This is a genomic window from Rhodococcus tibetensis, from assembly GCF_024438035.1.
Lineage (GTDB): Bacteria > Actinomycetota > Actinomycetes > Mycobacteriales > Mycobacteriaceae > Rhodococcus_F > Rhodococcus_F tibetensis.
In genome coordinates this window covers 1-22,371 of the sequence record NZ_JANFQF010000006.1, presented here as the reverse complement: position 1 = coordinate 22,371, position 22,371 = coordinate 1, and the positions used below count along the sequence as shown (strand labels likewise).

The 22,371-nt window shown below is 65.4% G+C and carries 26 protein-coding genes and 1 tRNA gene; 12 read left to right on the top strand and 15 right to left on the bottom strand.

All coding sequences use genetic code 11. From position 1 onward, the window contains the following. Positions 1-277: 277 nt before the first annotated feature. From NOF53_RS08555 to NOF53_RS08545, 3 genes are read left to right on the top strand one after another with little or no spacing between them, the layout of a single operon-like run. Positions 278-1,276 carry an ABC transporter substrate-binding protein gene (locus NOF53_RS08555; RefSeq protein ID WP_255967306.1) on the top strand — a complete coding sequence of 333 codons (999 nt, stop codon included), beginning with the start codon at positions 278-280 and terminating at the stop codon, positions 1,274-1,276. 35 nt (positions 1,277-1,311) lie between these two features. After that, positions 1,312-2,385 (top strand): ABC transporter substrate-binding protein, encoded by a 1,074-nt coding sequence (locus NOF53_RS08550; protein ID WP_255967304.1) that lies wholly within the window; start codon positions 1,312-1,314, stop codon positions 2,383-2,385. A 10-nt stretch (positions 2,386-2,395) separates the two neighbouring features. Continuing rightward, positions 2,396-2,869: an NUDIX hydrolase gene (locus NOF53_RS08545; protein WP_255967302.1), complete on the top strand. Its 474-nt coding sequence runs from the start codon at positions 2,396-2,398 to the stop codon at positions 2,867-2,869. A gap of 71 nt (positions 2,870-2,940) precedes the next feature. Here the strand turns inward: NOF53_RS08545 and nrdF are convergent, their stop codons facing one another. The 4 genes from nrdF to NOF53_RS08525 all read right to left on the bottom strand — a co-directional run bounded on the left by nrdF (position 2,941) and on the right by NOF53_RS08525 (position 6,925). Continuing rightward, positions 2,941-3,954: a class 1b ribonucleoside-diphosphate reductase subunit beta gene (gene nrdF, locus NOF53_RS08540; protein ID WP_255967300.1), complete on the bottom strand. Its 1,014-nt coding sequence runs from the start codon at positions 3,952-3,954 to the stop codon at positions 2,941-2,943. A 31-nt stretch (positions 3,955-3,985) separates the two neighbouring features. Then, on the bottom strand, positions 3,986-6,067 hold the full coding sequence (gene nrdE, locus NOF53_RS08535) for a class 1b ribonucleoside-diphosphate reductase subunit alpha (protein WP_255967699.1): 2,082 nt from the start codon (positions 6,065-6,067) through the stop codon (positions 3,986-3,988). A 59-nt stretch (positions 6,068-6,126) separates the two neighbouring features. Then, positions 6,127-6,603 (bottom strand): class Ib ribonucleoside-diphosphate reductase assembly flavoprotein NrdI, encoded by a 477-nt coding sequence (nrdI, locus tag NOF53_RS08530; protein ID WP_255967298.1) that lies wholly within the window; start codon positions 6,601-6,603, stop codon positions 6,127-6,129. An 88-nt stretch (positions 6,604-6,691) separates the two neighbouring features. Next, positions 6,692-6,925 carry a redoxin NrdH gene (locus NOF53_RS08525; protein WP_255967295.1) on the bottom strand — a complete coding sequence of 78 codons (234 nt, stop codon included), beginning with the start codon at positions 6,923-6,925 and terminating at the stop codon, positions 6,692-6,694. Positions 6,926-7,368: 443 nt separating this feature from the next. Between NOF53_RS08525 and NOF53_RS08520 the strand changes: the two genes are divergently transcribed. Continuing rightward, the gene (locus NOF53_RS08520) at positions 7,369-8,199 is read left to right on the top strand and encodes a siderophore-interacting protein (protein ID WP_255967293.1); all 831 of its coding nucleotides are present in this window, start codon (positions 7,369-7,371) and stop codon (positions 8,197-8,199) included. A gap of 21 nt (positions 8,200-8,220) precedes the next feature. Here NOF53_RS08520 and NOF53_RS08515 read toward each other — a convergent pair whose 3' ends face one another. After that, on the bottom strand, positions 8,221-8,784 hold the full coding sequence (locus NOF53_RS08515) for an NAD(P)H-dependent oxidoreductase (protein WP_255967291.1): 564 nt from the start codon (positions 8,782-8,784) through the stop codon (positions 8,221-8,223). A 99-nt stretch (positions 8,785-8,883) separates the two neighbouring features. Here NOF53_RS08515 and NOF53_RS08510 point away from each other — a divergent pair, with 99 nt between their 5' ends. After that, on the top strand, positions 8,884-9,483 hold the full coding sequence (locus NOF53_RS08510; protein WP_255967289.1) for a TetR/AcrR family transcriptional regulator: 600 nt from the start codon (positions 8,884-8,886) through the stop codon (positions 9,481-9,483). Between the two features lie 3 nt (positions 9,484-9,486). On the opposite strand, the gene NOF53_RS08505 is transcribed toward NOF53_RS08510, so the two are convergent. Beyond that, positions 9,487-10,038 (bottom strand): nucleosidase, encoded by a 552-nt coding sequence (locus tag NOF53_RS08505; protein ID WP_255967287.1) that lies wholly within the window; start codon positions 10,036-10,038, stop codon positions 9,487-9,489. Positions 10,039-10,105: 67 nt separating this feature from the next. Between NOF53_RS08505 and nadE the strand changes: the two genes are divergently transcribed. Then, complete coding sequence (nadE, locus tag NOF53_RS08500; protein WP_255967285.1) at positions 10,106-10,945, top strand: NAD(+) synthase; 840 nt, start codon at positions 10,106-10,108, stop codon at positions 10,943-10,945. Between the two features lie 4 nt (positions 10,946-10,949). After that, positions 10,950-11,729, top strand: coding sequence for an SDR family oxidoreductase (locus NOF53_RS08495; RefSeq protein ID WP_255967283.1), 780 nt, complete (start codon positions 10,950-10,952; stop codon positions 11,727-11,729). A 27-nt stretch (positions 11,730-11,756) separates the two neighbouring features. Here the strand turns inward: NOF53_RS08495 and NOF53_RS08490 are convergent, their stop codons facing one another. Continuing rightward, the gene (locus NOF53_RS08490) at positions 11,757-12,017 is read right to left on the bottom strand and encodes a MoaD/ThiS family protein (protein ID WP_255967281.1); all 261 of its coding nucleotides are present in this window, start codon (positions 12,015-12,017) and stop codon (positions 11,757-11,759) included. Further along, positions 12,010-13,065 (bottom strand): GTP 3',8-cyclase MoaA, encoded by a 1,056-nt coding sequence (gene moaA / locus NOF53_RS08485; RefSeq protein ID WP_255967279.1) that lies wholly within the window; start codon positions 13,063-13,065, stop codon positions 12,010-12,012. Before moaA ends, NOF53_RS08490 begins: the two co-directional genes overlap by 8 nt. A gap of 113 nt (positions 13,066-13,178) precedes the next feature. On the opposite strand from moaA, the gene NOF53_RS08480 reads away from it, so the two are divergent. The 4 genes from NOF53_RS08480 to NOF53_RS08465 all read left to right on the top strand — a co-directional run bounded on the left by NOF53_RS08480 (position 13,179) and on the right by NOF53_RS08465 (position 17,409). Continuing rightward, a complete protein-coding gene (locus NOF53_RS08480; protein WP_255967277.1) occupies positions 13,179-14,363 on the top strand; it encodes a molybdopterin molybdotransferase MoeA in 1,185 nt (394 codons plus the stop codon). Next, a complete protein-coding gene (gene moaCB / locus NOF53_RS08475) occupies positions 14,360-15,331 on the top strand; it encodes a bifunctional molybdenum cofactor biosynthesis protein MoaC/MoaB (protein WP_255967275.1) in 972 nt (323 codons plus the stop codon). Before NOF53_RS08480 ends, moaCB begins: the two co-directional genes overlap by 4 nt. Beyond that, positions 15,324-15,737, top strand: coding sequence for a molybdenum cofactor biosynthesis protein MoaE (locus NOF53_RS08470; protein WP_255967273.1), 414 nt, complete (start codon positions 15,324-15,326; stop codon positions 15,735-15,737). The genes moaCB and NOF53_RS08470 overlap by 8 nt, the downstream gene beginning before the upstream one ends. A gap of 259 nt (positions 15,738-15,996) precedes the next feature. Continuing rightward, positions 15,997-17,409, top strand: coding sequence for a DEAD/DEAH box helicase (locus NOF53_RS08465; RefSeq protein ID WP_255967271.1), 1,413 nt, complete (start codon positions 15,997-15,999; stop codon positions 17,407-17,409). Here the strand turns inward: NOF53_RS08465 and bluB are convergent. The 3 genes from bluB to NOF53_RS08450 form a co-directional block, all read right to left on the bottom strand. After that, complete coding sequence (bluB, locus tag NOF53_RS08460; RefSeq protein WP_255967269.1) at positions 17,406-18,065, bottom strand: 5,6-dimethylbenzimidazole synthase; 660 nt, start codon at positions 18,063-18,065, stop codon at positions 17,406-17,408. The genes NOF53_RS08465 and bluB overlap by 4 nt on opposite strands. Further along, positions 18,062-19,111: a CobW family GTP-binding protein gene (locus tag NOF53_RS08455; protein ID WP_255967267.1), complete on the bottom strand. Its 1,050-nt coding sequence runs from the start codon at positions 19,109-19,111 to the stop codon at positions 18,062-18,064. The genes bluB and NOF53_RS08455 overlap by 4 nt, the downstream gene beginning before the upstream one ends. 308 nt (positions 19,112-19,419) lie before the next feature. Next, positions 19,420-19,905 carry an acyltransferase gene (locus NOF53_RS08450; RefSeq protein WP_255967265.1) on the bottom strand — a complete coding sequence of 162 codons (486 nt, stop codon included), beginning with the start codon at positions 19,903-19,905 and terminating at the stop codon, positions 19,420-19,422. A gap of 125 nt (positions 19,906-20,030) precedes the next feature. Here NOF53_RS08450 and NOF53_RS08445 point away from each other — a divergent pair, with 125 nt between their 5' ends. Then, a complete protein-coding gene (locus tag NOF53_RS08445) occupies positions 20,031-20,429 on the top strand; it encodes a PAS domain S-box protein (protein ID WP_255967263.1) in 399 nt (132 codons plus the stop codon). A gap of 240 nt (positions 20,430-20,669) precedes the next feature. Here the strand turns inward: NOF53_RS08445 and NOF53_RS08440 are convergent, their stop codons facing one another. The 4 genes from NOF53_RS08440 to NOF53_RS08425 form a co-directional block, all read right to left on the bottom strand. Then, positions 20,670-20,876, bottom strand: coding sequence for a hypothetical protein (locus NOF53_RS08440; RefSeq protein ID WP_255967261.1), 207 nt, complete (start codon positions 20,874-20,876; stop codon positions 20,670-20,672). A 57-nt stretch (positions 20,877-20,933) separates the two neighbouring features. Beyond that, complete coding sequence (locus NOF53_RS08435; protein WP_374212591.1) at positions 20,934-21,197, bottom strand: hypothetical protein; 264 nt, start codon at positions 21,195-21,197, stop codon at positions 20,934-20,936. 748 nt (positions 21,198-21,945) lie between these two features. Further along, positions 21,946-22,018, bottom strand: a tRNA-Ala gene (locus NOF53_RS08430). A 170-nt stretch (positions 22,019-22,188) separates the two neighbouring features. Continuing rightward, a partial coding sequence (locus NOF53_RS08425) for a hypothetical protein (protein ID WP_255967257.1) occupies positions 22,189-22,371 on the bottom strand: 183 nt, incomplete at its 5' end.

Sequence of the window (22,371 nt, the reverse complement as noted above, 5' to 3'; positions counted from 1 at the left end):
CCCCGGGCTGCGAGGCGAACGGTCTCTGGCTTGCGCTCATCGAATCGTAGACGGTGCCCCGATCGGTCTCGGACTCGGTCCTACCTCCTGTCGTACTTACCCCCGCTCAGCGCCGACAGGGGCATCTCCGACCAGCGGATTGTCTCCGTGAGACGTGCTCCTTCTCACCCGATACGGCGTGTCGCGAATGCCCGCCGGAGGGGCTGGGGAGACCGCCCCGATCGCCCCGTTACCGGTGCTAAGGTATCGCTTACCTAACGTCCCTCAGGAGCTCCAAGTGAACGTTCTTTCCCGGCGCCGCGCGGTGGCCGGCGTCGTCGCTCTCGCGGCCGCCGTCGCCGTCACGTCCTGTTCCAGCAACGACGAGCCGGCCACCACGCCCGATTCCGCCGCTTCTGCGCAGTTTCCCCGCATGGTGGAACACTTCCGCGGCACCACCGAGATACCCGCCGCACCGCAGCGGGTCGTGGCCCTCGACAACAGCTTCACCGATGCCGTACTCCTCCTCGAGACGCCGCTCGTCGGCTATGTCGACTACCGCGACCCCGGGCTGCCCGACTACCTCGGCAGCACCCGCGACGAGTACGCACCGGAAGCCGAGTCGGTGGGCAAGGTGAGCACCGCGAGCCTCGAGAAGATTGCCGCACTCCAGCCGGATCTCATCATCTCGGCCGAAGTACGCGACGGAAAGAACTACGAGCAGCTGTCGGCGATCGCGCCGACCATCTTCACCGAGACGACCGGTCCCACATGGAAGGAGAACATCCGTCTCGTCGGTCAGGCGCTCGGCAGGGAAGAGCTCGCGAACGAGAAGATCACCGCCTACGAGGCGCGCGCCGCGGCAGTCGGTGCCGACATCAACAACAAGGCGTCCAACCCGGTCGTTTCGGTGGTCCGATTTGCCGGTGAACCCACCGCCCGGCTCTACCGCACCACCTCGTTCAGCGGCATCGTGCTCGACGATGCGGGAATCGCCCGGCCACAGAGCCAGGGGCCGGACCCGGCCGACCCCAGCAACATCATGCAGTCGATCAGCCCGGAGCTGCTCAGCGACGCCGATGGTGACGTGATCTTCGTCAGTACCTGGCAGGACCCGGCCGGCAAGAGTGCCGAGGCCGCCCGACCCTTCCTCGAAAGCCCGCTGTGGCAAACGCTGCAGGGACGCAAGGTGGACGTCGACGACGCCCGCTGGATGTCACCCGTCAGCATCCAGGGCGCACACCTGATTCTCGACGACCTGTCGGACACGTTCGAGGTCGACAAGCACAGCGGCTAACCTGAACGCGCCCGTTCACACAGGAAGTCGCCGAATTGTCCCTTCGCAGGTTTTCGACCGTCCGCCGCGCGTCCCTCGGTCTCGTTGCCGGTGTCGCCGTCTTCGCTCTCGCCGGCTGCTCCCAACCGGCCGACGACGACCCCGCGTCCTCGATCGTTCGGACCACCACGAAGATCGCCGGCGCCGCGGTAGTCGGCATCGAGCGGGACACCACGACGGCGTGCCCGGGCCCGGCACCGGTCGACTCGGCGCTGTCGGGGTCGTCGACCCACCGGGTGGTCCATACGGCAGGCACCAGTGACGTACCTGCGGATCCGCAGAGAATCGTCGTACTCGACAGCGCCGCACTGGACGCGGTGTGCGCACTCGGTCTGTGGGAGCGCGTCGTCGGTGCCGCGACGAGCGGCGACGGCGACTCCCCACAGCCGGGATACCTCGGCACGGGCATCTCCGAACTTCCGAGTGTCGGCCCGGCCGGCGCACCGGACGTAGGCCGGATCGCGCAGGCGGCGCCGGATGTGATCCTCGGTTCGAGTCCGGCGACCGGTGAACTGTACGGCGAGCTCTCCCCTGTCGCGCCCACCGTGTTCGTCGGCTCGGATCCCGTGTACTGGAAGGCGCAATTCATCCTCGCAGGCAACGCCCTCGGCCGGGCCGACGCCGCCACGGCTGCGCTCGAGCAGTACCAGGCGGACGCGAAGCAACTCGGCATCGACATCGACGCCGCGCAAACCCAGGCATCCGTTGTTCGTTTCGGCGCGGACACCCTGGAAGTGGAAGGTCCGGCGGCGTTTGCCGGTCAGGTGCTCACCGACGCCAGTGTCCGCAGACCCGCCTACCAGAACCTCGAAGGTGCGGTCACCGAACCGATCGCGGGCGCCGAACTCGACCGCGCCGAGGGTGATCTCATCTACGCCGTCCTCGCCGGCAAGGACGGCACGCAGCACGCCGAGGACGTCATGTCCGGGCAAGCGTGGGAAGACCTCGAGGCCGCCGTCGACAGTCGCGTGTTCGCCGTCGAGGGTGAGGTCTGGAACGGCAACGGGCTGGTGGCGGCTCGGGCTGTGCTGACAGATCTGCGGAACACCTTGAACGGATACGCCGGCTAGGAGGACTTTCGTGCCCGTCCCGGAGTTCGTGACTGCGATGCGCCGGCACATCGGCCACGCGCCACTGTGGCTGTCGGGGGTGAGCGTCGTCGTCCGCGACGACGACGGGCGGCTGCTGCTGACCCGCCGCGCCGACAACGGAAAGTGGGCCGTGGTGTCGGGTGTCCTCGAACCCGGCGAGGAGCCCGGCCCCGCGGCGCTACGGGAAGTGCGTGAAGAGACCGGTGTGGACGCAGAATTGGTCCGGATCACCAGCGTCGACGTGACCGGACCCATCACCTACCCCAACGGCGACGTCGCGCAGTACCTCGACGTGTGCTTTCTCGCGCGGTACCTCGGCGGAGCCGCATCGGTGTCCGACGACGAGAACCTCGAGGTCGCATGGTTTACCCCAGACGCGGTGCCGCCCGACCTCACCTCGTCTTCGCGACTGCGACTCGAGAAGGCACTGCAGGACGTGCCGGAGGCCTGGTTTCAGCGCTGAACGCAGTTCGCCCAATGCCCCACCAATGCAGTCGAACTGCACCGCGGAGGCATTGGGCGAGTAGAACGCTGTCAGAAGTCCCAGTCTTCGTCTTCGGTGTTGACGGCCTTGCCAATGACGTAGGAGCTGCCGGAGCCGGAGAAGAAGTCGTGGTTCTCGTCGGCGTTCGGTGAGAGCGCCGAGAGGATGGCCGGGTTGACGTCCGTTTCGTCCTTCGGGAAGAGCCCCTCGTAACCCAGGTTCATCAGCGCCTTGTTGGCGTTGTACCGCAGGAACTTCTTGACGTCCTCGGTGAGGCCGACCTCGTCGTAGAGGTCCTGGGTGTAGTCGACCTCGTTGTCGTAGAGCTCGAACAGCAACTCGAACGTGTAGTTCTTGAGGTCGTCGCGCTCGGCCTCGGTGAGCTGCTCGAGACCCTTCTGGTACTTGTAGCCGATGTAGTACCCGTGCACGGCCTCGTCGCGGATGATGAGGCGGATCAGGTCGGCCGTGTTGGTGAGCTTGGCGCGCGACGACCAGTACATCGGCAAGTAGAAGCCCGAGTAGAACAGGAAGCTCTCGAGCAGGGTGGACGCCACCTTGCGCTTGAGCGGCTCGTCGCCCTGGTAGTAGTCCATGACGATCTCGGCCTTGCGCTGGAGATTCGGGTTCTCCTCGGACCAGCGGAAGGCGTCGTCGATGTCGCGGGTAGAGCACAGCGTCGAGAAGATCGAGCTGTAGCTCTTGGCGTGCACCGACTCCATGAACGCGATGTTGGTGTACACCGCCTCCTCGTGCGGGGTGATCGCATCGGGGATGAGGCTGACGGCGCCCACGGTGCCCTGAATGGTGTCGAGGAGCGTCAGCCCCGTGAACACCCGCATCGTGAGCTGCTTCTCCTGCGCCGTGAGCGTGCCCCACGACGGGATGTCGTTGGACACCGGCACCTTTTCGGGTAGCCAGAAGTTGCCGACGAGGCGGTCCCACACCTCGGCGTCCTTCTCGTCCTGAACGCGGTTCCAGTTGATCGCGGATACGCGACTCACCAGCTTGACCATCGAATTCCTCACTTCGTTCGGGCTGTGCGCCTTGCTGGTAGCTCCCACTACCGAAAAGGCGCACGGGCGGCGGAGCCGCCTACAGCATGCAGGAAACGCAACCTTCGACCTCGGTGCCTTCGAGGGCCATCTGACGCAGCCGGATGTAGTACAGCGTCTTGATTCCCTTGCGCCACGCGTAGATCTGCGCCTTGTTGATGTCGCGGGTAGTGGCAGTGTCCTTGAAGAACAGTGTCAGCGACAGGCCCTGGTCGACGTGCTGGGTGGCCGCGGCGTAGGTGTCGATGATCTTCTCGTAACCGATTTCGTACGCGTCCTGGTAGTACTCCAGGTTGTCGTTGGTCAGGTACGGCGCCGGGTAGTAGACGCGACCGATCTTGCCTTCCTTGCGGATCTCGATCTTCGACGCCACCGGGTGAATGGAGCTGGTGGAGTAGTTGATGTACGAGATCGACCCGGTGGGCGGGACAGCCTGCAGGTTCTGGTTGTAGATGCCGTGCTTCTGCACGGACGCCTTCAGCTCGCGCCAGTCGTCCTGGGTGGGGATGTGCACGCCGGAGCCGGCAAAGAGCTGACGCACTTTCTCCGTCTCGGGCTCCCACACCTGGTCGGTGTACTTGTCGAAGTACTCACCGGACGCGTACTGCGACTCCGGGAAACCCTTGAAATACGTTCCCCGCTCGATGGCAATCCGGTTGGACGCCTGCAGCGCATGGAACACCACGGTGTAGAAGTAGATGTTCGTGAAGTCGATGCCCTCGTCGGAGCCGTAGTAGATCCGCTCGCGCGCCAGGTACCCGTGCAGGTTCATCTGTCCGAGGCCGATGGCGTGGGAGTCGTTGTTGCCCTCCTCGATCGACGGCACCGAGTAGATGTGCGTCTGATCGGACACCGCGGTCAGTCCGCGGATCGCCACCTCGATGGTCCGCGCGAAGTCCGGCGAGTCCATCGTCTTCGCAATGTTCAACGACCCCAGGTTGCAGGAGATGTCCTTGCCCACCTTGCTGTACGAGAGGTCGTCGTTGAACAGCGACGGCGTCGACACCTGCAGGATCTCCGAGCACAGGTTGGAGTGCGTGATCTTGCCTGCGATGGGGTTGGCCCGGTTCACCGTGTCCTCGAACATGATGTACGGGTAGCCCGACTCGAACTGCAGCTCCGCGATGGTCTGGAAGAACTCGCGGGCCTTGATTTTCGACTTGCGAATCCGCTTGTCGTCGACCATCTCGTAGTACTTCTCGGTGACGTTGATGTCCGCGAACGGAACGCCGTAGATGCGTTCGACGTCGTACGGCGAGAACAAGTACATGTCCTCGTTCTTCTTTGCCAGCTCGAACGTGATGTCCGGGATGACCACGCCGAGCGAGAGCGTCTTGATGCGGATCTTCTCGTCGGCGTTCTCACGTTTGGTGTCGAGAAACCGGTAGATGTCCGGGTGGTGGGCGTGCAGGTACACCGCGCCCGCGCCCTGACGTGCGCCGAGCTGGTTGGCATAGGAGAAGGAGTCCTCGAGAAGCTTCATGATCGGGATGACACCCGAGCTCTGGTTCTCGATCCGCTTGATGGGGGCGCCGTGCTCACGAACATTGGTGAGCAGCAATGCGACTCCGCCGCCGCGCTTGGACAGCTGCAGCGCGGAGTTGATGGAACGGCCGATCGACTCCATGTTGTCCTCGATGCGCAGCAGGAAGCAGGAGACGGGTTCACCGCGCTGCTTCTTGCCGGAGTTGAGGAACGTGGGGGTGGCCGGCTGGAAGCGTCCGGCGATGATTTCGTCGACCAGCTTGGTCGCCAGATCCTCGTCACCTGCGGCGAGGGTCAGCGCCACCATGCACACTCGGTCCTCGAAGCGCTCGAGGTAACGCTTGCCGTCGAACGTCTTGAGCGTGTACGAGGTGTAGTACTTGAAGGCGCCCAGGAACGTCGGGAAGCGGAACTTCTTGGAGTACGCGTGGTCGATCAGCGACTTCACGAAGGCGCGCGAGTACTGATCGAGAACCTCGGGCTCGTAATAGTTCTCCTCCACGAGGTAGTCGAGCTTCTCGTCGAGGTTGTGGAAGAACACCGTGTTCTGGTTGACGTGCTGCAGGAAGTACTGACGGGCCGCGGCGACGTCCTTGTCGAACTGGATCTCGCCGCCCGGCCCGTACAGGTTGAGCATCGCGTTGAGTGCGTGGTAGTCGAGACCGTTCGTCGAGTCCCCACCGCGCGCGTCACGCTCTACGCTCCCCGCATCGATGGTGTCTGTGATGGTCGGCGCCACAGCTCCTGCTCCTTGTCGTCTAAGTGATCCCAGAATTCACCCAGACCGACCTTCACCCGTTCGACGTCTTCGGCTGTGCCCATGAGTTCGAAGCGGTAGAGGTAGGGAACGTGACACTTCTGAGAAATGATGTTTCCTGCAAAGCAATAGGACTCACCGAAATTGGTGTTTCCCGCCGCGATCACGGCTCGGATCAGCGACCTGTTGTGTGGATTGTTGAGAAATCGGATGACCTGCTTCGGGACGTAACTGGTGTCCCTGCCCGTCGCCGTGGTCCCGCCTCCATACGTGGGGAGGATCAGGACATAGGGCTCGTGCACCTCGAAGGCGCCTTCGCGGTCATGGATGGGTATCCGTGTCGCAGGCATCCCGAGCCGCTGAACGAATCGGTGCGTGTTCTCCGAGGCACTGGAGAAATACACCAGCGAGGTCATCGGCGCTCACCATCTCGATCGAAACTGTCGGTCAGTGCTGCCCCGGAACCGGCTCGCCCTCGCGCTGGGACGGTGCGATCGGGTCGCTTCAAGCAGCGTTTGCCGAGAGGGTCTTGATGCGATCGGGCCGGAAGCCCGACCAGTGCTCGTCACCGGCCACGACCACAGGCGCCTGCAGGTATCCCAGCGCCATGACGTAGTCCCGAGCCTCGGGATCTTCGGTGATGTCGACGACGGCGTACTCGATACCCGCCTTGTCGAGGGCCCGGTAGGTGGCATTGCACTGAACGCAAGCGGGCTTGGTGTAGACGGTGATGCTCATGAGTCCCTCTTTCCACTGCCGAAAATGGAGCTGACGAAGTGTGTGTTCAGCACCCGAGATCTCCCCTGATCGAGAGGACGGTCACCCCAGCGGAGGGGTTCACCGAGCCGATTCCCGTAGTGGTCTCTCAGTGCTCAAGACACTACACCTAGTGGCCGACAGAAACACTTAACCCGAGATGTTGTGAGTCACATCGATGAAATTCCCTGGTCGACCTCCGCCGGACCGCAAAATTCGTGACACCGTCGGCGTGTTGCACATCACATTTTCGGCGTGACCTGAATCGCTCCCGTCGGGGAGGTTCGCGCACCCGAGCCCGACGAGCCTACGTCACCTCTGCACCGTCACCGGCAATCCCAGCGCACGCAGCAGTGGACGCCCCGCGCGACTCCGCCGGTGCTTGCCGGGCCGGTAACTGCCAGAGCCCCGGGTAGCGTGAGCGGATGCCCGAGCCCTCCTCCGAGCCGCCCGACCGCTGGGCGCCCGTCGTCCGCACGGAGAGAATCACGCCGAACATGCAGAGGATCACACTGTCGGGCGGCGACCTCACGCGATTCGAGTCGAGTGGAGCGCCCGACGAGCGGCTACTGCTCGCGTTTCCGCCCGGTGGCATGGAGAGGAGCTACACCGTCCGGCGATGGGATCCGTCCGCGTGCGAGATGGACATCGACTTCGCCGTCCACGCGGGCGGCCCTGCGGTTCGCTGGGCGCTGCAGGCGTCGCCGGGCGAAGTCGTGGGGTTCTCGGCCGCCTCCGGCTGGTACGCACCGCCCGGCGACGAGGAATGGCAACTTCTTGTCGCGGACATGACGGCGCTACCCGCCGTCGGCCGTATCGTCGAGGAACTGCCCGGTTCGGCGCACGTGCACGTCATTGCCGAGATCACCACCACCGAGGATCGGCAGCAGCTCACCACCGGCGCCGACCTGACGGTCACCTGGTTGCACGACAGCGGCAACGGGACCGGGCGCAGCAGGTTGGCGGAGGCCGCCCGCAGCTGGTCGCGACCCTCCGGGCCGGGATACGTGTGGTTCGCCGGGGAAGCGAAGACCTCGCGTGACGTTCGCCGCTGGTTGCGACATGAACTGGGGTGGCCGCCGGAGCGATATGACGTCATGGGCTATTGGCGTGCCGACAAAGAAGACTGGGTCGCGCGGTACGAGACGTTCCGCGAACAGATAGAAGCCGCCAGGGACTCTGCCCTGGCGGCTGGTCGAGACTTCGATGCGGTGCGGGACGCAGTCGATGCAGCACTCGATCGAACCGGGCTGTAGCGACGGCGCTCCGCGGACCACTCAGGCGTCGACGAGCTGCTTGGTGGCGTCCACCAGGCTGGTCACGACGTCGGCGACCTGCTGCGCGACCTCGGCGTTTTCCCGCGGGTGGCGGTCACCGAACTTGTCGATGGTGCCGCCGATGGCGAGGGTGACGTCCTCGAGCACCTTGCCGCCGGCGATCCGGACGGCCTTGCGGGTGTCCTCGTGCGCCCACTGCGCGCCGTTGCCGCTGGGCGACGCGCTGATGACGGCGACCGGCTTGTCCTTGACGGCGCCGGTTCCGTAGGGACGGGAGATCCAATCGATGGCGTTCTTGAGCACGGCGGGAATCGTGCCGTTGTACTCGGGGGTCAGGATGAGGAGCGCGTCGGCGCGGCCCGCGGCGTCACGCAACGCCTCGACAGCGGGGAGGGAACCGGCGACGTCGATGTCTTCGTTGTAGAAGGGCACCTCGCCGAGTCCGTCGAACACCGTGACGTCCGCACCTTCGGGAGCGACCGAGACTGCCGTCTCGGCGAGCTGACGGTTGACCGACGCGGCGCGGAGGCTGCCGACGAGTACGAGGATGTTGGTCTGCGACATGTGAATTTCCTTCGATGGTGCGGTGGGTGTCTCGGGAACAGGTATATCAACTAAACGGACCGTGGTCCACTTATATTCCCATCGCGGTAGGATTGCGCCGTGACCCGACTCCTCCTGCCCCAGATCGGGGTCGATCCACCCGAACGGGGTGATGCCGCGCGTAATCGACGGCTCCTGCTCGATGCAGCGGCCCTCCTCGTGGCCGAGCGCGGCGTCGACGCGGTGACGATGGACGCCGTCGCCTGCAGGGCCGGTGTGGGCAAAGGCACAGTTTTCCGGCGATTCGGAAGCCGCTCGGGCCTCATGCTCGCGCTCCTCGATCACTCCGAACGCGAACTCCAGCAAGCGTTCATGTTCGGACCGCCACCGCTGGGGCCGGGCGCCGATCCGGTCGAACGGCTCATCGCGTACGGCCGGGCCCGCATCGCCACCGTCCAGGTCGAGGGCGAGGTCCAGAGGGCCGCGGAGAACTCTCCGGGCATCCGTTTCGCGGCCCCCGCACGGGCCGTCTCGGTCACGCACGTCATGTCGCTGCTCCGCGAGGCCGGCGTGAAAGGTGATCACGAACTGCTCGCGTGTTCGCTGCTTGCTCCACTCGAGGCGACACTCGTACTCCACGAACTTCGCGACCTCGGGATGTCGACCGAGCGGCTCGAGGCGGCCTGGGCGGATCTCGTCAGGCGCGTCACCCGCGCCTGAGGGTCACAGGGCCTGCAGCCACTGCGCCAGTCCCCTGGCGCTGGCGTCGATGCGCGCCGGCCAGTCGAGCGCCGAGTCGTCGGCGGTATCGCTGACGTGCTTGACCAAGCGGCATCGGACCCCTGCCCGCGCGCACGCGTAGGCGACGGCAAAACCCTCCATGTCGACGAGATCGGCCCGCCCCGCAAGCACGTCCCGCACCGCCGCGTCCGATACGAAGACGTCACCGGTGGCCAGCACCGAACCGTCCCCCTCCGGTATGTCCAGGCGGTCCGCCACCTCGTGCCCCAGGGCCCGGATGGCATTGCCGCTGATGTCGTGGTTGAGCACGATCGACGGCACGAAGAGACCACTGTGGTGTTCGTGCAGCGCGCCTGCGGTGCCGATGTTGACCACGAGCGGCTTCTGCGACGACGGGTAGTCGGCGAGCGCATTTGCGACGGCTACGGCCGCGCTCACCTTCCCGATGCCTGTGATCAGCACGTCGAACTCCGGCGGGACATGCACAGCCTCTGCCTTCGTGGCACTGACGACGAGGATGTCCGATCTGCTCATGCGCGGAACCGTACCCGGGCCTTCCCAACCTCTGCATCGAACCTCCCCACTCGCTACAGTTTCTGGCATGGCGAATCTACGTGCGCAGATACTCGAGGAGCTCGGTGCCAAGCCCACCATCGACGCGGCGAAGGAAATTCGCACGCGCGTCCAGTTCCTGAAGGAGTACCTCCTGTCGACGCCCGCGAAGGGATTCGTCCTGGGCATCAGCGGCGGCCAGGACAGCACACTCGTCGGGCGCCTCGCCCAGCTTGCGGCGAGCGAATTACGCGAGGAGGGACACGAGGCCGAGTTCATCGCTGTTCGTCTCCCCTACGGCACGCAGGCGGACGAGTCGGACGCCCAGATCGCGCTGAAGTTCATCGAGCCCGACCGATCGGTGTCGGTCAACGTCAAGCCCGGCGCCGACGCCACCGCGAAGGAATCGGCCTCGGCCCTGCGGGACATTCTCGGTGACGGCGGCGAACTCCGCGATTTCGTTCGCGGCAACATCAAGGCCCGTGAGCGCATGGTCATCCAGTATTCGATCGCGGGTCAGCTCGGCTACCTCGTACTCGGCACCGACCATGCGGCCGAGGCCATCACCGGGTTCTTCACCAAGTACGGCGACGGCGGCGTGGACGTCACTCCGCTGACCGGCCTCTCCAAGCGTCAGGGTGGGGCCCTGCTCCAGGAACTGGGAGCACCGGAGACCACCTGGAAGAAGGTGCCCACCGCCGATCTCGAGGACGACCGCCCCGCCATCCCCGACGAGGAGGCCCTCGGGCTGACGTACGCACAGATCGACGACTATCTCGAGGGCAAGGACGTTTCCCCCGACGTCGCCGAGAAGCTCGAGACCATGTATCTGAACACGCGCCACAAACGCACGGTGCCCGTCACACCTCTCGACACCTGGTGGCGGTGATCTGGTGACCCAGGTTCTGGTCGCGGGCGGCTCCGGTACCGCGGGCAGGCAAGTGGTCAAGGAGTTCCTTGCCCGCGGGCACTCGGTCCGTGTCCTGACCCGGCACGGTGGTGCACCAGGCACCGAGATCGTTCATGTCCACGGTGACCTGGTGACTGGCGAGGGGCTGGCCGACGCGCTGGACGGAGTCGACGTGGTGGTGGACACGACCGACGGCAAGACCCGACGCACTCGCGCCGTGCTGGACGAGGGCGCTACCAATCTGCTCGCGACAGCAGACGGGGCGGGCGTGCGACGCGCGGTTCTGCTCTCCATCGCCAACGTCGACGGCGGCGAGTTCGCTTACTACCAGGCCAAACGCAGGCAGGAACGCGTCTACGAGAACTCGCCGGTCGAGACGGTCATCGTGCGCGCCACACAGTTTCACGATTTCATCCCCATGGTCGCGAAGCCGCCGAGCCGTGTCGGGGTGATTCCGGCGTTCGCCAGGACGCGGTTCCAGACGATCGACACACGCGATGTCGCGCTGGCTCTGGTGGACGCCGCCCTGTCCACCGACCCGGCGCCCGAGGGCCCGATCACCATCGGCGGCCCGGAAGTCCGCACAGCTCGTGAACTCGTCGTGGCATGGAAGAAGGCCAGGGGCGCGCACGGGCTCGTCCTCGACGTCCCGCTGCCGGGCGCATTGGGCGCCTTCCTGAGGGCGGGGCGAAATCTGGTTCCGGAGAACGAGTTCGGATCGATCACCTTCGACCAGTGGTTGGCCGACACGACGACTGCCTGATCGGGCCCGGAGTGCCGCGAGCCGGGACTAACCTCCCGCGAACGGCGGCAGGACGTCCACCTGGTGTCCGGCGGTACGCGTGAGGTCGCGCGTGAGCTCGGAATCCACGAGGAAGGCGGCCACCGACAGCACTTTCTCCATATCGGCGCCGTACTTGGCGACGAGGGCGGATTTCACCCGACCGAGCGGGGCGTCCACCGGCAGGTCGAGGGTTTCCTTCGTGCACCCGGCGGCGTCGGCGGCCGCCGCGAAGTACCGCACCGAGATGCCTGTTCCCGTCTCAACCACCGATAGCTCCCATGCTGCGTTGCGGAGGCGCGAAGCCGTCCGCGTTGATCCCGTGCCCTGCCCACTTGTTCCACATCGCCCCACGCCACAACCGCGCGAGGTCTTCGTCCCCGGCTCCCGAGCGCAGAGCCCCCCGAAGGTCGACCTCCTGGTCACTGAACAGGCACGACCGTACCGTTCCCTCGGCGGTGAGACGGGTGCGGTCGCAATCGGAACAGAACGAGCGGGTGACGGACGCAATGATCCCCACCGTGGCAGGACCCCCGTTCACCAGCCACTCCTCCGCCGGTGCGGACGCGTCCTCCCGGCCGTGTTCCACAAGAGTGAACCGCTCACCGAGAACCGAGAGCAAGCGGTCGGCGGACACCATCTGCTCACGCGCCCACTCGTGGTCGGCGTCGAGGGGCATCTCCTCGATGAAGCGAAGCGCGATTCCCTCAGTGAGGCACCATTCGAGGAGGTCGGCGGCGCCCGCGAGTGTTTCCGGCATCAGGACTGCATTGATCTTGAGCGGCGCCAGGCCCGCATCGGCGGCCGCACGGATTCCGGCGATCACCGACGGCAGCCGATCGCGCCGCGTGAGCCGGGCGAAGTGCTTGCGATCGATCGAGTCGAGAGAGACGTTGACGCGGGTGAGGCCTGCCCGGGCGAGTGCGGCGGCCCGGTGTTCGAGCCCCACGGCATTTGTGGTCATCGACAGCGGCACACCTGGAACCCGTTCGGCGCACCCGGCGATCATGGCTTCGAGGTCGGCGCGCATCAGCGGTTCACCGCCGGTGAACCGGACCTCCCGCACCCCGAGCAGATGCACCGCGATTCCGACCAGGCGGATGATCTCGTCGGCCGTGAGCAGATTGTGCGCCGGGATGGCGGGCAGGCCTTCCTCAGGCATGCAATAGGTGCAGCGCAACGAACACTTCTCGGTGATCGACACGCGAAGGTCGCGGGCTACCCGGCCGAACTTGTCGACGAGGTGCCCGACGTCCGGGCGGCCCGCCAGTGAAACGGACGACCGCACGGTGGGGATGCCCATCTCCACCATCGTCATCGCGTTGCCTTTGCCAGCATCCGTCCAGTATGACGCGATGCGGTGATCGGTGCCGTACGGCGGTGCGCAGGGCCGCCGTGGATAGGATTGGTAACCATGGCCGGAGGAACGTCGTGACCACGCGGACGGTAGAGCAGCATGCTCAGCACGTCGCCGACCTTCTTACACCGCTCCATACGCGACCCGGCGAGGAGATCCCGCTCGGTGAGGCGCTGGGACGCGCCCTCGCCGCCGACATCCACTCTCCCGTCGATCTACCCCTGTTCCGGAACTCCCAGATGGACGGGTACGCCGTCGACGCCGCGTCCATCACGTCGGTCCCGGTGATGCTCCCGGTGCGGGGGGTGATCGCGGCCGGACCTGCTGAACCTGTCGCTCACCGTCCCGGCACGGCCTACCGGATCATGACCGGAGCACCGGTTCCGGAGGGCGCGGACGCAATCGTTCCCGTCGAGGACACGGACACCTCAGACGGCAGGGTTCGAATCGAAAGAAGCCGATCAGCAGGTGAATTCGTGCGGGAGCGCGGCAGCGATGTCCGGGCGGGAACTCTTCTTCTCGCCGCCGGAAGCCTTCTCGGGGCCCGCCACATCGCCGTACTCGCCGCCGTCGGCCTGCAGCGCGTCCCGGTGCGCCCGCGGCCTCGTGTCGCGGTGATCACCACCGGCGCCGAACTCGTCGATGCGGGAATCGCACTGCGCCCGGGCGAAATCTACGACTCGAACGGCATCGCTCTGGCGTCGAGTGCACGCGCCAACGGCGCGGAGGTGGTTTCGATCGCCCGCAGCAGCGACGATCCGGCCGAGTTCCGCACCCTTCTCGCCGAGGCGATCCTCACCGCCGACCTCGTACTCACGTCCGGCGGTGTGTCGATGGGCGACTTCGAGGTGGTCAAGGAAACCCTCTCCCCGCTCGGCGCTCACTTCGGTCACGTGGCGATGCAGCCGGGCGGACCCCAGGGGACAGCCGTGGTCGACAGCGTCCCGGTGTTGAACTTCCCCGGCAATCCCGTGAGCACACTCGTCTCCTTCGAGGTTTTCGCACGTCCGGAAATTCGCCGCGCAGCAGGACTCCCCCCGACGGAGATCGTGGAGATGCCGCTCGCAGCGCCACTCACTTCCGTGCGGGGAAAGCGGCAGTTCCTCCGCGCACGCCGTACGGACGCCGGGGTCGAGCTCGTCGCCGGTCCGGGCTCACATCTCGTGGCAGCGATGGCGTGGGCGGATGTCCTCGTCGACATCCCCGCCGATGTCACCGCGCTCGACGCCGGCCAACTCGTGAAGGTGATTCCCCTATGAGCGATCTGACCCACCTCGACAGTGAGGGTCGCGCCCGCATGGTCGATGTGAGCGCGAAAGCCGACACCACCAGGACCGCCGTGGCGGAAGGACGGCTCGTCACTACCCCCGAGGTGATCGAACTCGTCCGGGCCGACGACCTTCCCAAGGCTGATGTACTTGCCACGGCCCGGATCGCCGGTATCTCGGGTGCGAAGAAGACCTCCGAGCTGATTCCGTTGTGCCACCAGCTCGCGCTGTCGTCGGTCACGGTGGAGTTCGGATTCGTCGACGACGCCATCACGATCGAGGCGACGGCGAAGACGAAAGGGCCGACCGGCGTCGAGATGGAAGCACTGACCGCGGTGGCGGTGGCCGGGCTGACGCTGCACGACATGATCAAGGCCGTCGATCCCGCTGCCACCCTGGACGGTGTCCGCTTACTCACCAAGGACGGCGGCAAGCGCGGCCACTGGACCAGGGAGCGGGCACCCGAATCGACCGCGCCGACAGGGCGAACCGCCGCGGTCCTGGTCGCCTCCACAGGTGGTGCGGCGGGCACACGGGAGGACACGACCGGTCCGGCCATCGCGGCCTGGCTCGATGAACGCGGGTTTCGAACGCGCGGCCCCCTGATCTACGCCGACGCCGACATCGCGGCCGGCATCACGGACGCGCTGTCCGGTAATCCGGCACTGATCATCACGACGGGCGGAACGGGCGTCTCCCCCACGGACGCGACGCCCGAAGCCACCCGGGCCGTACTCGACCGCGAACTGCCGGGCGTGGCGGATGCCATTCGCAACCGCGGAACCACGGTGACCCCACATGCGTCGCTGAGCCGGGGACTCGCCGGTGTGTCGAACGGCACAGTGATCGTGAATCTCCCCGGCTCACCGGGCGGAGTGAAGGACGGACTTGCGGTGCTCGAACCCATCGTCGATCACCTTCTTGCACAGGTCGCCGGTGGAGGTGCGCACGATGAGTGACATTCTTGCCCAGATTTCGGATCAGCCCCTGGACTCGGCTGTGGTCGACGCAGCCGTGGCAGGACCGGAACACGGCGCGGTAGTCGTCTTCACCGGGGTTGTACGTAATCACGATGGGGGCCAACCCGTTTCGGCACTCGAATACCAGGCACATCCCGATGCCGAGCGCTTTCTCCGCACATGTTGTGAGGAGGTTGCGTCGTCGACGGGACTGCCCGTTGCCGCCATCCACCGGGTGGGTTCGCTGACAGTCGGGGACCTGGCTCTCGTGGCCGCCGTCGCCGCACCGCACCGGGCCGAGGCGTTCGCGGCCTGCGCCGAACTCGTCGAACGCATCAAACACGAGGTACCCATCTGGAAGCGACAGCATTTCGCTGACGGCGCCTCCGAATGGGTCGGACTGTGAGTCCTGAGTCGAACAGGTGTCACGTCACCAGGTAGACTCGGCAGCACTAGGTGACCATGACGGTCACCCAGCGTCGTAGAACGCATTCAGTTCGGGAACGTCCGAATCCTGTTGGATGTGCACCAGCGTGTGCATCCGCTCTCTTACGGCGAAAAAGCTTGCCGACCGGCAACGCCGCCAACCTGTGCTCGAGCTCCGACGGGATCCTCTTCCGTATCGGCCCTCCGGGCACAACCCTGTGCCCGAAAGGCTCTGACACTTGTCTGACACCACGACACCCGACACCACCTTCGCCGCCCTCGGCGTCCGCGAACCGCTCGTGAGGGTGCTGTCCTCACAGGGGATCAGCGCACCCTTCCCCATCCAGGTCGACACGCTGCCCGACACGCTCTCAGGCCGTGACGTCCTCGGCCGCGGCAAGACCGGAAGCGGCAAGACACTCGCCTTCTCCCTCCCGATGGTCTCGCGCCTCGCGGGTGAGTTGTCGGGCGGAAAGCGTCGCCCCGGCCACCCCGTGGGTCTGATCCTGGCCCCCACCCGCGAGCTGGCCACCCAGATCACCGCCACGCTCGAGCCGCTGGCCCAGGCGTACGACCTGAAGGTCACCACGATCTTCGGTGGCGTCTCCCAGAACCGCCAGGTTTCCGCCCTCAAGGCCGGCGTCGACATCGTCGTCGCCTGCCCGGGCCGACTCGAAGACTTGATGAAGCAGAAGTTCGTGAGCCTCGACGCCGTCGAGATCACTGTGCTCGACGAGGCCGACCACATGGCCGATCTCGGGTTCCTGCCCGTCGTCACGCGCATCCTCTCCGCCACCCCGCAGCAGGGTCAGCGACTCCTGTTCTCGGCCACGCTGGACAACGGTGTCGACAAGCTCGTCAAGCGGTTCCTGAAGAACGAGGTCCTGCACTCGGTGGACGAGGCGAACTCCCCCGTCGCGGCCATGACGCACCACGTGTTCGATGTCGACAGCCCCGAGACCAAGCGCAAGCTGGTCGAGAAGCTGGCCTCGGGCACCGGACGCCGAATCCTGTTCATGCGCACCAAGCATCAGGCCCGGAAGCTGGCCCGTCAGCTCACCGAAGCGGGTATCCCGTCGGTGGATCTGCACGGCAACCTGTCGCAGGCCGCCCGCGACCGCAACCTGGCGTCCTTCTCTGCCGGTGAGGCCCGTGTGCTGGTGGCCACCGACGTAGCCGCGCGAGGCGTCCACGTCGACGACGTGGAGTTGGTCGTCCACGTCGATCCGCCCGCCGAGCACAAGGCCTACCTGCACCGTTCGGGTCGGACCGCACGCGCGGGCAGCGCCGGAGATGTCGTCACCGTCGTGCTGCCCGAGCAGCGCAAGGATCTGTCCATCCTCATGCGGAAGGCAGCGATCAAGGTCACTTCCGTCCGCAGCACCGCGGACTCGGCTCACGTTCTCGACCTCGTCGGTGACATCGCCCCTCATGTGACACCGGCGCCGAAGGCCGCCCCCACGTCAAGCAGCGGCGGACGCACTCAGCGTCCCGGCGGCGGTCAGGGCGGCCAGGGTGGACGCGCGCACGGACAGGGCGGCGGCGCTCGTCGTTCCCGTTCCGGCGCGGCGGGACGTCCGCGGGCGGCGACGTCCACGGGCGGCGGAACACGCACCGCGTCGGCCGGCGGATCACGCCGCCGTCAGGGCTAGAACTTTTCGAGGTGGACGGCGTCGGCCAGTGGTCGGCGCCCCCGCCACCCGAAGCGCTCGAGGTCCGGCACCTGCTGGAACTCGGCGACCTCCCCCACGCACAGCCAGGCGATGGGGCGCACCGGCTCGGGGATTCTCAGCAGTTCGGTGAGGTAGGGCTCGTCATAGAACGACACCCAGCCGACGCCGACGTTCTCGGCGGCGGCGGCGAGCCACAGATTCTGAATCGCCAGCACGGCCGAGAACAGGCCTGTGTCGTCGACCGTGTGCCTGCCGAGGATGTGCTCGCCGCCGCGGCTGCGGTCGTAGGTGACGACGATGCCCATGCCGCTCTCGCGTATTCCCTCGATCTTGATCGGATCGAACGTCGCCCTGCGATCCTCGGGCAGTGACTCGGCGAATCGCCTCCGGGCGTCGGCCACGTGCTCGGCGAACACGTCGAGTGTCTCCGGCTTGCGCACGACGACGAAATCCCACGGCTGCGTGTTGCCCACACTCGGCGCGCAATGCCCGGCGCCCAAGATGCGGTCCAGAACCTCCTGCGGCACCAGCACTCCCGTGAACTCCGCTCGCACATCTCGGCGGCGACGGATCGCGTCATATACAGACAACGTAGGTTCGAGGTTCGACGGCGTGCTACACGCGGGCTCGGTCACGCCGTCACGGTATAGCGGTGGACCCCCAGCATCGCACCGGGGTCGACATCTTCGCCCTCGGACACGATGCAGTCCTCGAGACCGGCACGCACCTTCTCCGGTTCGATGTCCGCACCGATGAGCACCAATTGCGTCGTCCGCTCCTCATCTGCTTCCCACCGGGTGGAGGTGAACCGGATGTGTGGTCCGACGGTCTGCACCTCGAACTTGCGCGACTGCCCCGGTACCGCGAAGTGCACGAATCCCTTGATCCGGTAGATCCCGACGGGCCTGCTCTCGAGGAAATCGACCAGCCGCCGCGGATCGATCGGCTCCTCGGACGCGAAATCCACTGCCGTGTAGGACGAATGCAGGTGGTCGTGATCGCCGCATACTCCGTCGCACTGCTCGTGTTCATCCAGCAACAGTCGATCGAGAGTGAGCTGTTCGCCGGGCGCCGGATCGCGTCCTGGTTCGTGGTCGAAGAGCAGGGTCGGCTCGATGCGCCCGTGCGCGGTCGCGAGAACCGGGGCACGATCGTTGTAGTCGCGGACCATCTCCTTCACCGCAGCGAGTCGTGGTTCGTCGATCCGGTCGGTCTTGTTGAGCACGACGAGGTCTGCCAGGGTCACGTGCTTCCCGAGATCAGTATGTTGTGCGGACGTTTCCTCGAACTGCTCACCATCGACCATCACCACCAGCCCCCCGTACACGACGTGCGGATTCCTGCTGCCGAGCACGAGCCGAATCATATTGCGTGGCTCCGCAAGTCCGCTCGCCTCGACGATCACCACATCGATCTGCGAGGAGGGATTCGCCAGACGATCCAGCATGTCGTCCATGTCGCTGACGTCGACAGCGCAGCACATGCACCCGTTACTCAGCGACACCATGGAATCGACCTGACCGGCAACCATCATCGAATCGATGTTCACGGCTCCGAAGTCGTTGACGATGACACCCACTCGGACACCGCGATTGTTGCGCAGAACATGATTGAGCAGGGTGGTCTTACCGGAACCGAGGAATCCAGCGACGATGACCACCGGAATCCGCTTCTTCGCCACTGCCCCGACCTCCGTGGACCTCGTTGAGCTACCGGGCGCCCATCGTAGCGCCCGGCCGAAAGGCCTCAGCCCACCGCGCCGAGTATCACCGCCTCGATGTCGGCGGCAGAGCATCGGCATCGCATGGTCAGTGGCTCGCTCGAGTCGTGACCGTCACCACGGGAAGCGTCCCCGCGAAACATGATGTCGGGTCGAGTAGCACCACACTCTCGATGTCCTCGCGTCCGCTCAACGTGGATCCGAGAGCGGACCATCGCCCCGTAGGAATGTCCGACAAGCGCGGTCGCCGCCGAACGCGACTGGGGCGGTCACCCGACCGGAGACTCGACTTCCAGATCGCGGACTCGTCGCGCGGGTGAGCCGACGTAGAGTCCGTTCGGCGCGCAGTCACGGGTGACCACCGCTCCTGCACCGATGACACATCCTTCTCCGACCGTGACCCCGGGCAGAATGATGGCCCCTGCGCCGATCCAGCAGCCGTCACCGACCACGATGGGGAGGTCGATCGCCGGCCCACCCCGACCTGACGCCGGACCCAGCCGATGTGTGCTGGTGATGAACTGAGCACGGTGCCCGACGGCCACTTGCCGGCCGAGTGTGATCGACGCGGTGCCGTCGAACAGCACGCCTCGGTTGACGAAAGTACCGCGACCCAGACTGATGTCTTTGCTGCCGAAGTAGCAACCCGAATAGACTCCGGCACCCCACACCTTCGCTCCCGCAGCCATCAGCAACAGAATTCTCAGCCAGACCGGCACGAATGCCGAAGATTGAACGATCGTGACGAAGCGCACCCGCCAACCCTAGTCAGAAATCGGGCGCCACGCGCTCCCCTGCTGTCTCGTCGACGGCGCAAGGGAATTGTGGTAACGAACCTGCCACCGAGGCCGATGATGCTCTCGAGACCCAAGGGGGGCAAGTGAAACAACTCGATAGCGAAGGATTCGCTGCGATGCTCGAATCGGTTCCGCACGCGATCAGCGTCCACGACAAGAACCGTCAGGTCATCTTCAGCAACTCGGCCTGCGCCGCTCTGATCGGCGCAGGCATCGACGAATTCGCCACCCTCGAGCACGAACAACTCTTCCATCCCGACGACACCGAACTATGGAAGGCGATGCTCGCCCGCGCCTTGGGCGACGAAAAAGCAAGTGCAACGGCGCACCTGCGTATCCACCACTGCAGTGGCCACTGGATCTGGGCTCACGTCGCGGCTTCCGCCTTCGAGGCAGGCACTGAGACGTTGATCGTTCTGGTCCTGCAGGATCAGTCCGACACCATCTGGGGGAACCCGAAGTCCGTCAAGCAGACGATCTGACATCTCACCGATCGTCGCAGCTCGGCCGACTGCAGGGCGGTGTCCGGATCGTCGCACCACACCGTCGGCAGAAATGGGTGCGGTGCCCACCGTTGTTCGAGGCGCCGCAGTCGCACACCTCCCACCCCACAAGGCAGGTGTTGGCACCGAACAGGTGTCCGTTGGGACATCGCCGCGGCGCAGACTCGGTCCGGCGCATCACGGAAGTAAACATACATGTGAATCGAACGTATGTTCTATTCACATGTAATTACCCGGAGCGTCATCACTTCCATCGGTGCGCTCCACCAGGAACCAGCTTCCCGGCGCATAGACCAGTTCCCGGTCTGCGCGGACGATGACGAGCGCCCCGCTGTCATGGATGCTGTAAGTGTCGTCACCGCTGAAGTCGGTGACGGCGAACTCTGCCAGTTGGTCGAACGACCGATGTGTCACGGTGAATGTCATACCGCCAGTGTCCCACTGCGGCAAGGTATCGACGTTGAAATCGTCGGCGCTGCTACGTCACATGTGAGGCAGCGCGGCAGCGAGAAAGACGATCCCGAGCGCAATCCCGAAGGCGCCGGTGAGTATGCCGATGAGCGCTTCCAGGGACGTCGACTCGTCCGCCTCGACCGAAGGATGCCGAGCTGCGACGATGCCCGTGGCAATAGCTCCGGCGCCGAGGAGCATTCCGAAGCCGAACATCCAGAACATCACGATCGACAGCGCTCCGAGCATCACCGAGACGTCGCTGCAGTAGGCGCCGAGGGGTCGCACCGACCTCATCGGCCACGGCAGGTGGTCGCGCCGGCGGTCGGACAAAGGCGAGGGGGTCGTGGTGGTGTTCGTGGTCATGAGTGGCGGAGATCCTCGAGTGCAAACGTACAGGGGCGAAAAGTGGGCGAGATCGAGTCGGGCATTTTCAGATGCGGCAGTGCGCTCAGCCCTCTCGGCACCGCACTCTTTGTGGCATCAGCAAAGCCTCGGTGACCGGGGCTCCCACTTGCAAAGGACTCGAGAACAAGCACAGCAACACACCTCCCCGGCTTACCCAAAAGCGCCCGTCACCTCGACAGACGGATCATCACTGTGCACCAAGAATTTAGCACTCACCCACCCAGAGTGCCAATCGATACGGAGTCGGAAGCGGCAGCTCGCGCGTCACCCATCACGGTTACTTTGCCGTTACCGATTGGCATGGCTGGCACGACACCGACATGAGTGCTAATTTCCGACATGCACAGGCATCCGTGTCCGTCACCCTGGCGGGCACGCCGGGCGAAGGGGAGGTGCACTGCTGTGCGGTACGGGAAACGCGGACCATCCGATCCGAAGGAACGACGCGACCATCGAACAGTGCAGAACGACGAATGTGTGCGCTGGCCGGATCCGAGCCCACTCCACAGTTGGTGGGAACGCATCGTATGGGGCGATCGGAGCGCCGTGACATGAACGGAGCGACAGTGCTGGCACGCGCAGGCGACTACGAAGAAGTCCCCACCGTGCGATGCACAGCGAGGGACTACTTCATGGGTGGAGCTAAGGGGACTCGAACCCCTGACCCCCACACTGCCAGTGTGGTGCGCTACCAGCTGCGCCATAGCCCCGTATTCGGTTGTTCTCCGCACTCGGAAATGACTTCCTCCGTGCTCGAAGAAAGTTACACCATCGTCGACCTGGCCAACAAATCGCCTGCTCAGAGGCGCTTCGCGCCCGTGCGTGGCAAAGGAGTCCAGACACTCGTGTGCTGTCTCAGGACTTCGTGTACACATCTGTCTCAGGACTTCGTGGACAGTGTGGTCAGTGGTTGGAATGTAGCTGATCGGTCGAGGGTGAGTTCGCGGGCGATGGCGTCACCGACCAGGACGGTGACGTCGTCGCCTCGCCAGTGCAGTACCGCTTTCTGATCTCCCCACCGTCTGCCGAGGGAGATCGAGTGGCCGTCGAACTGGACGATGCC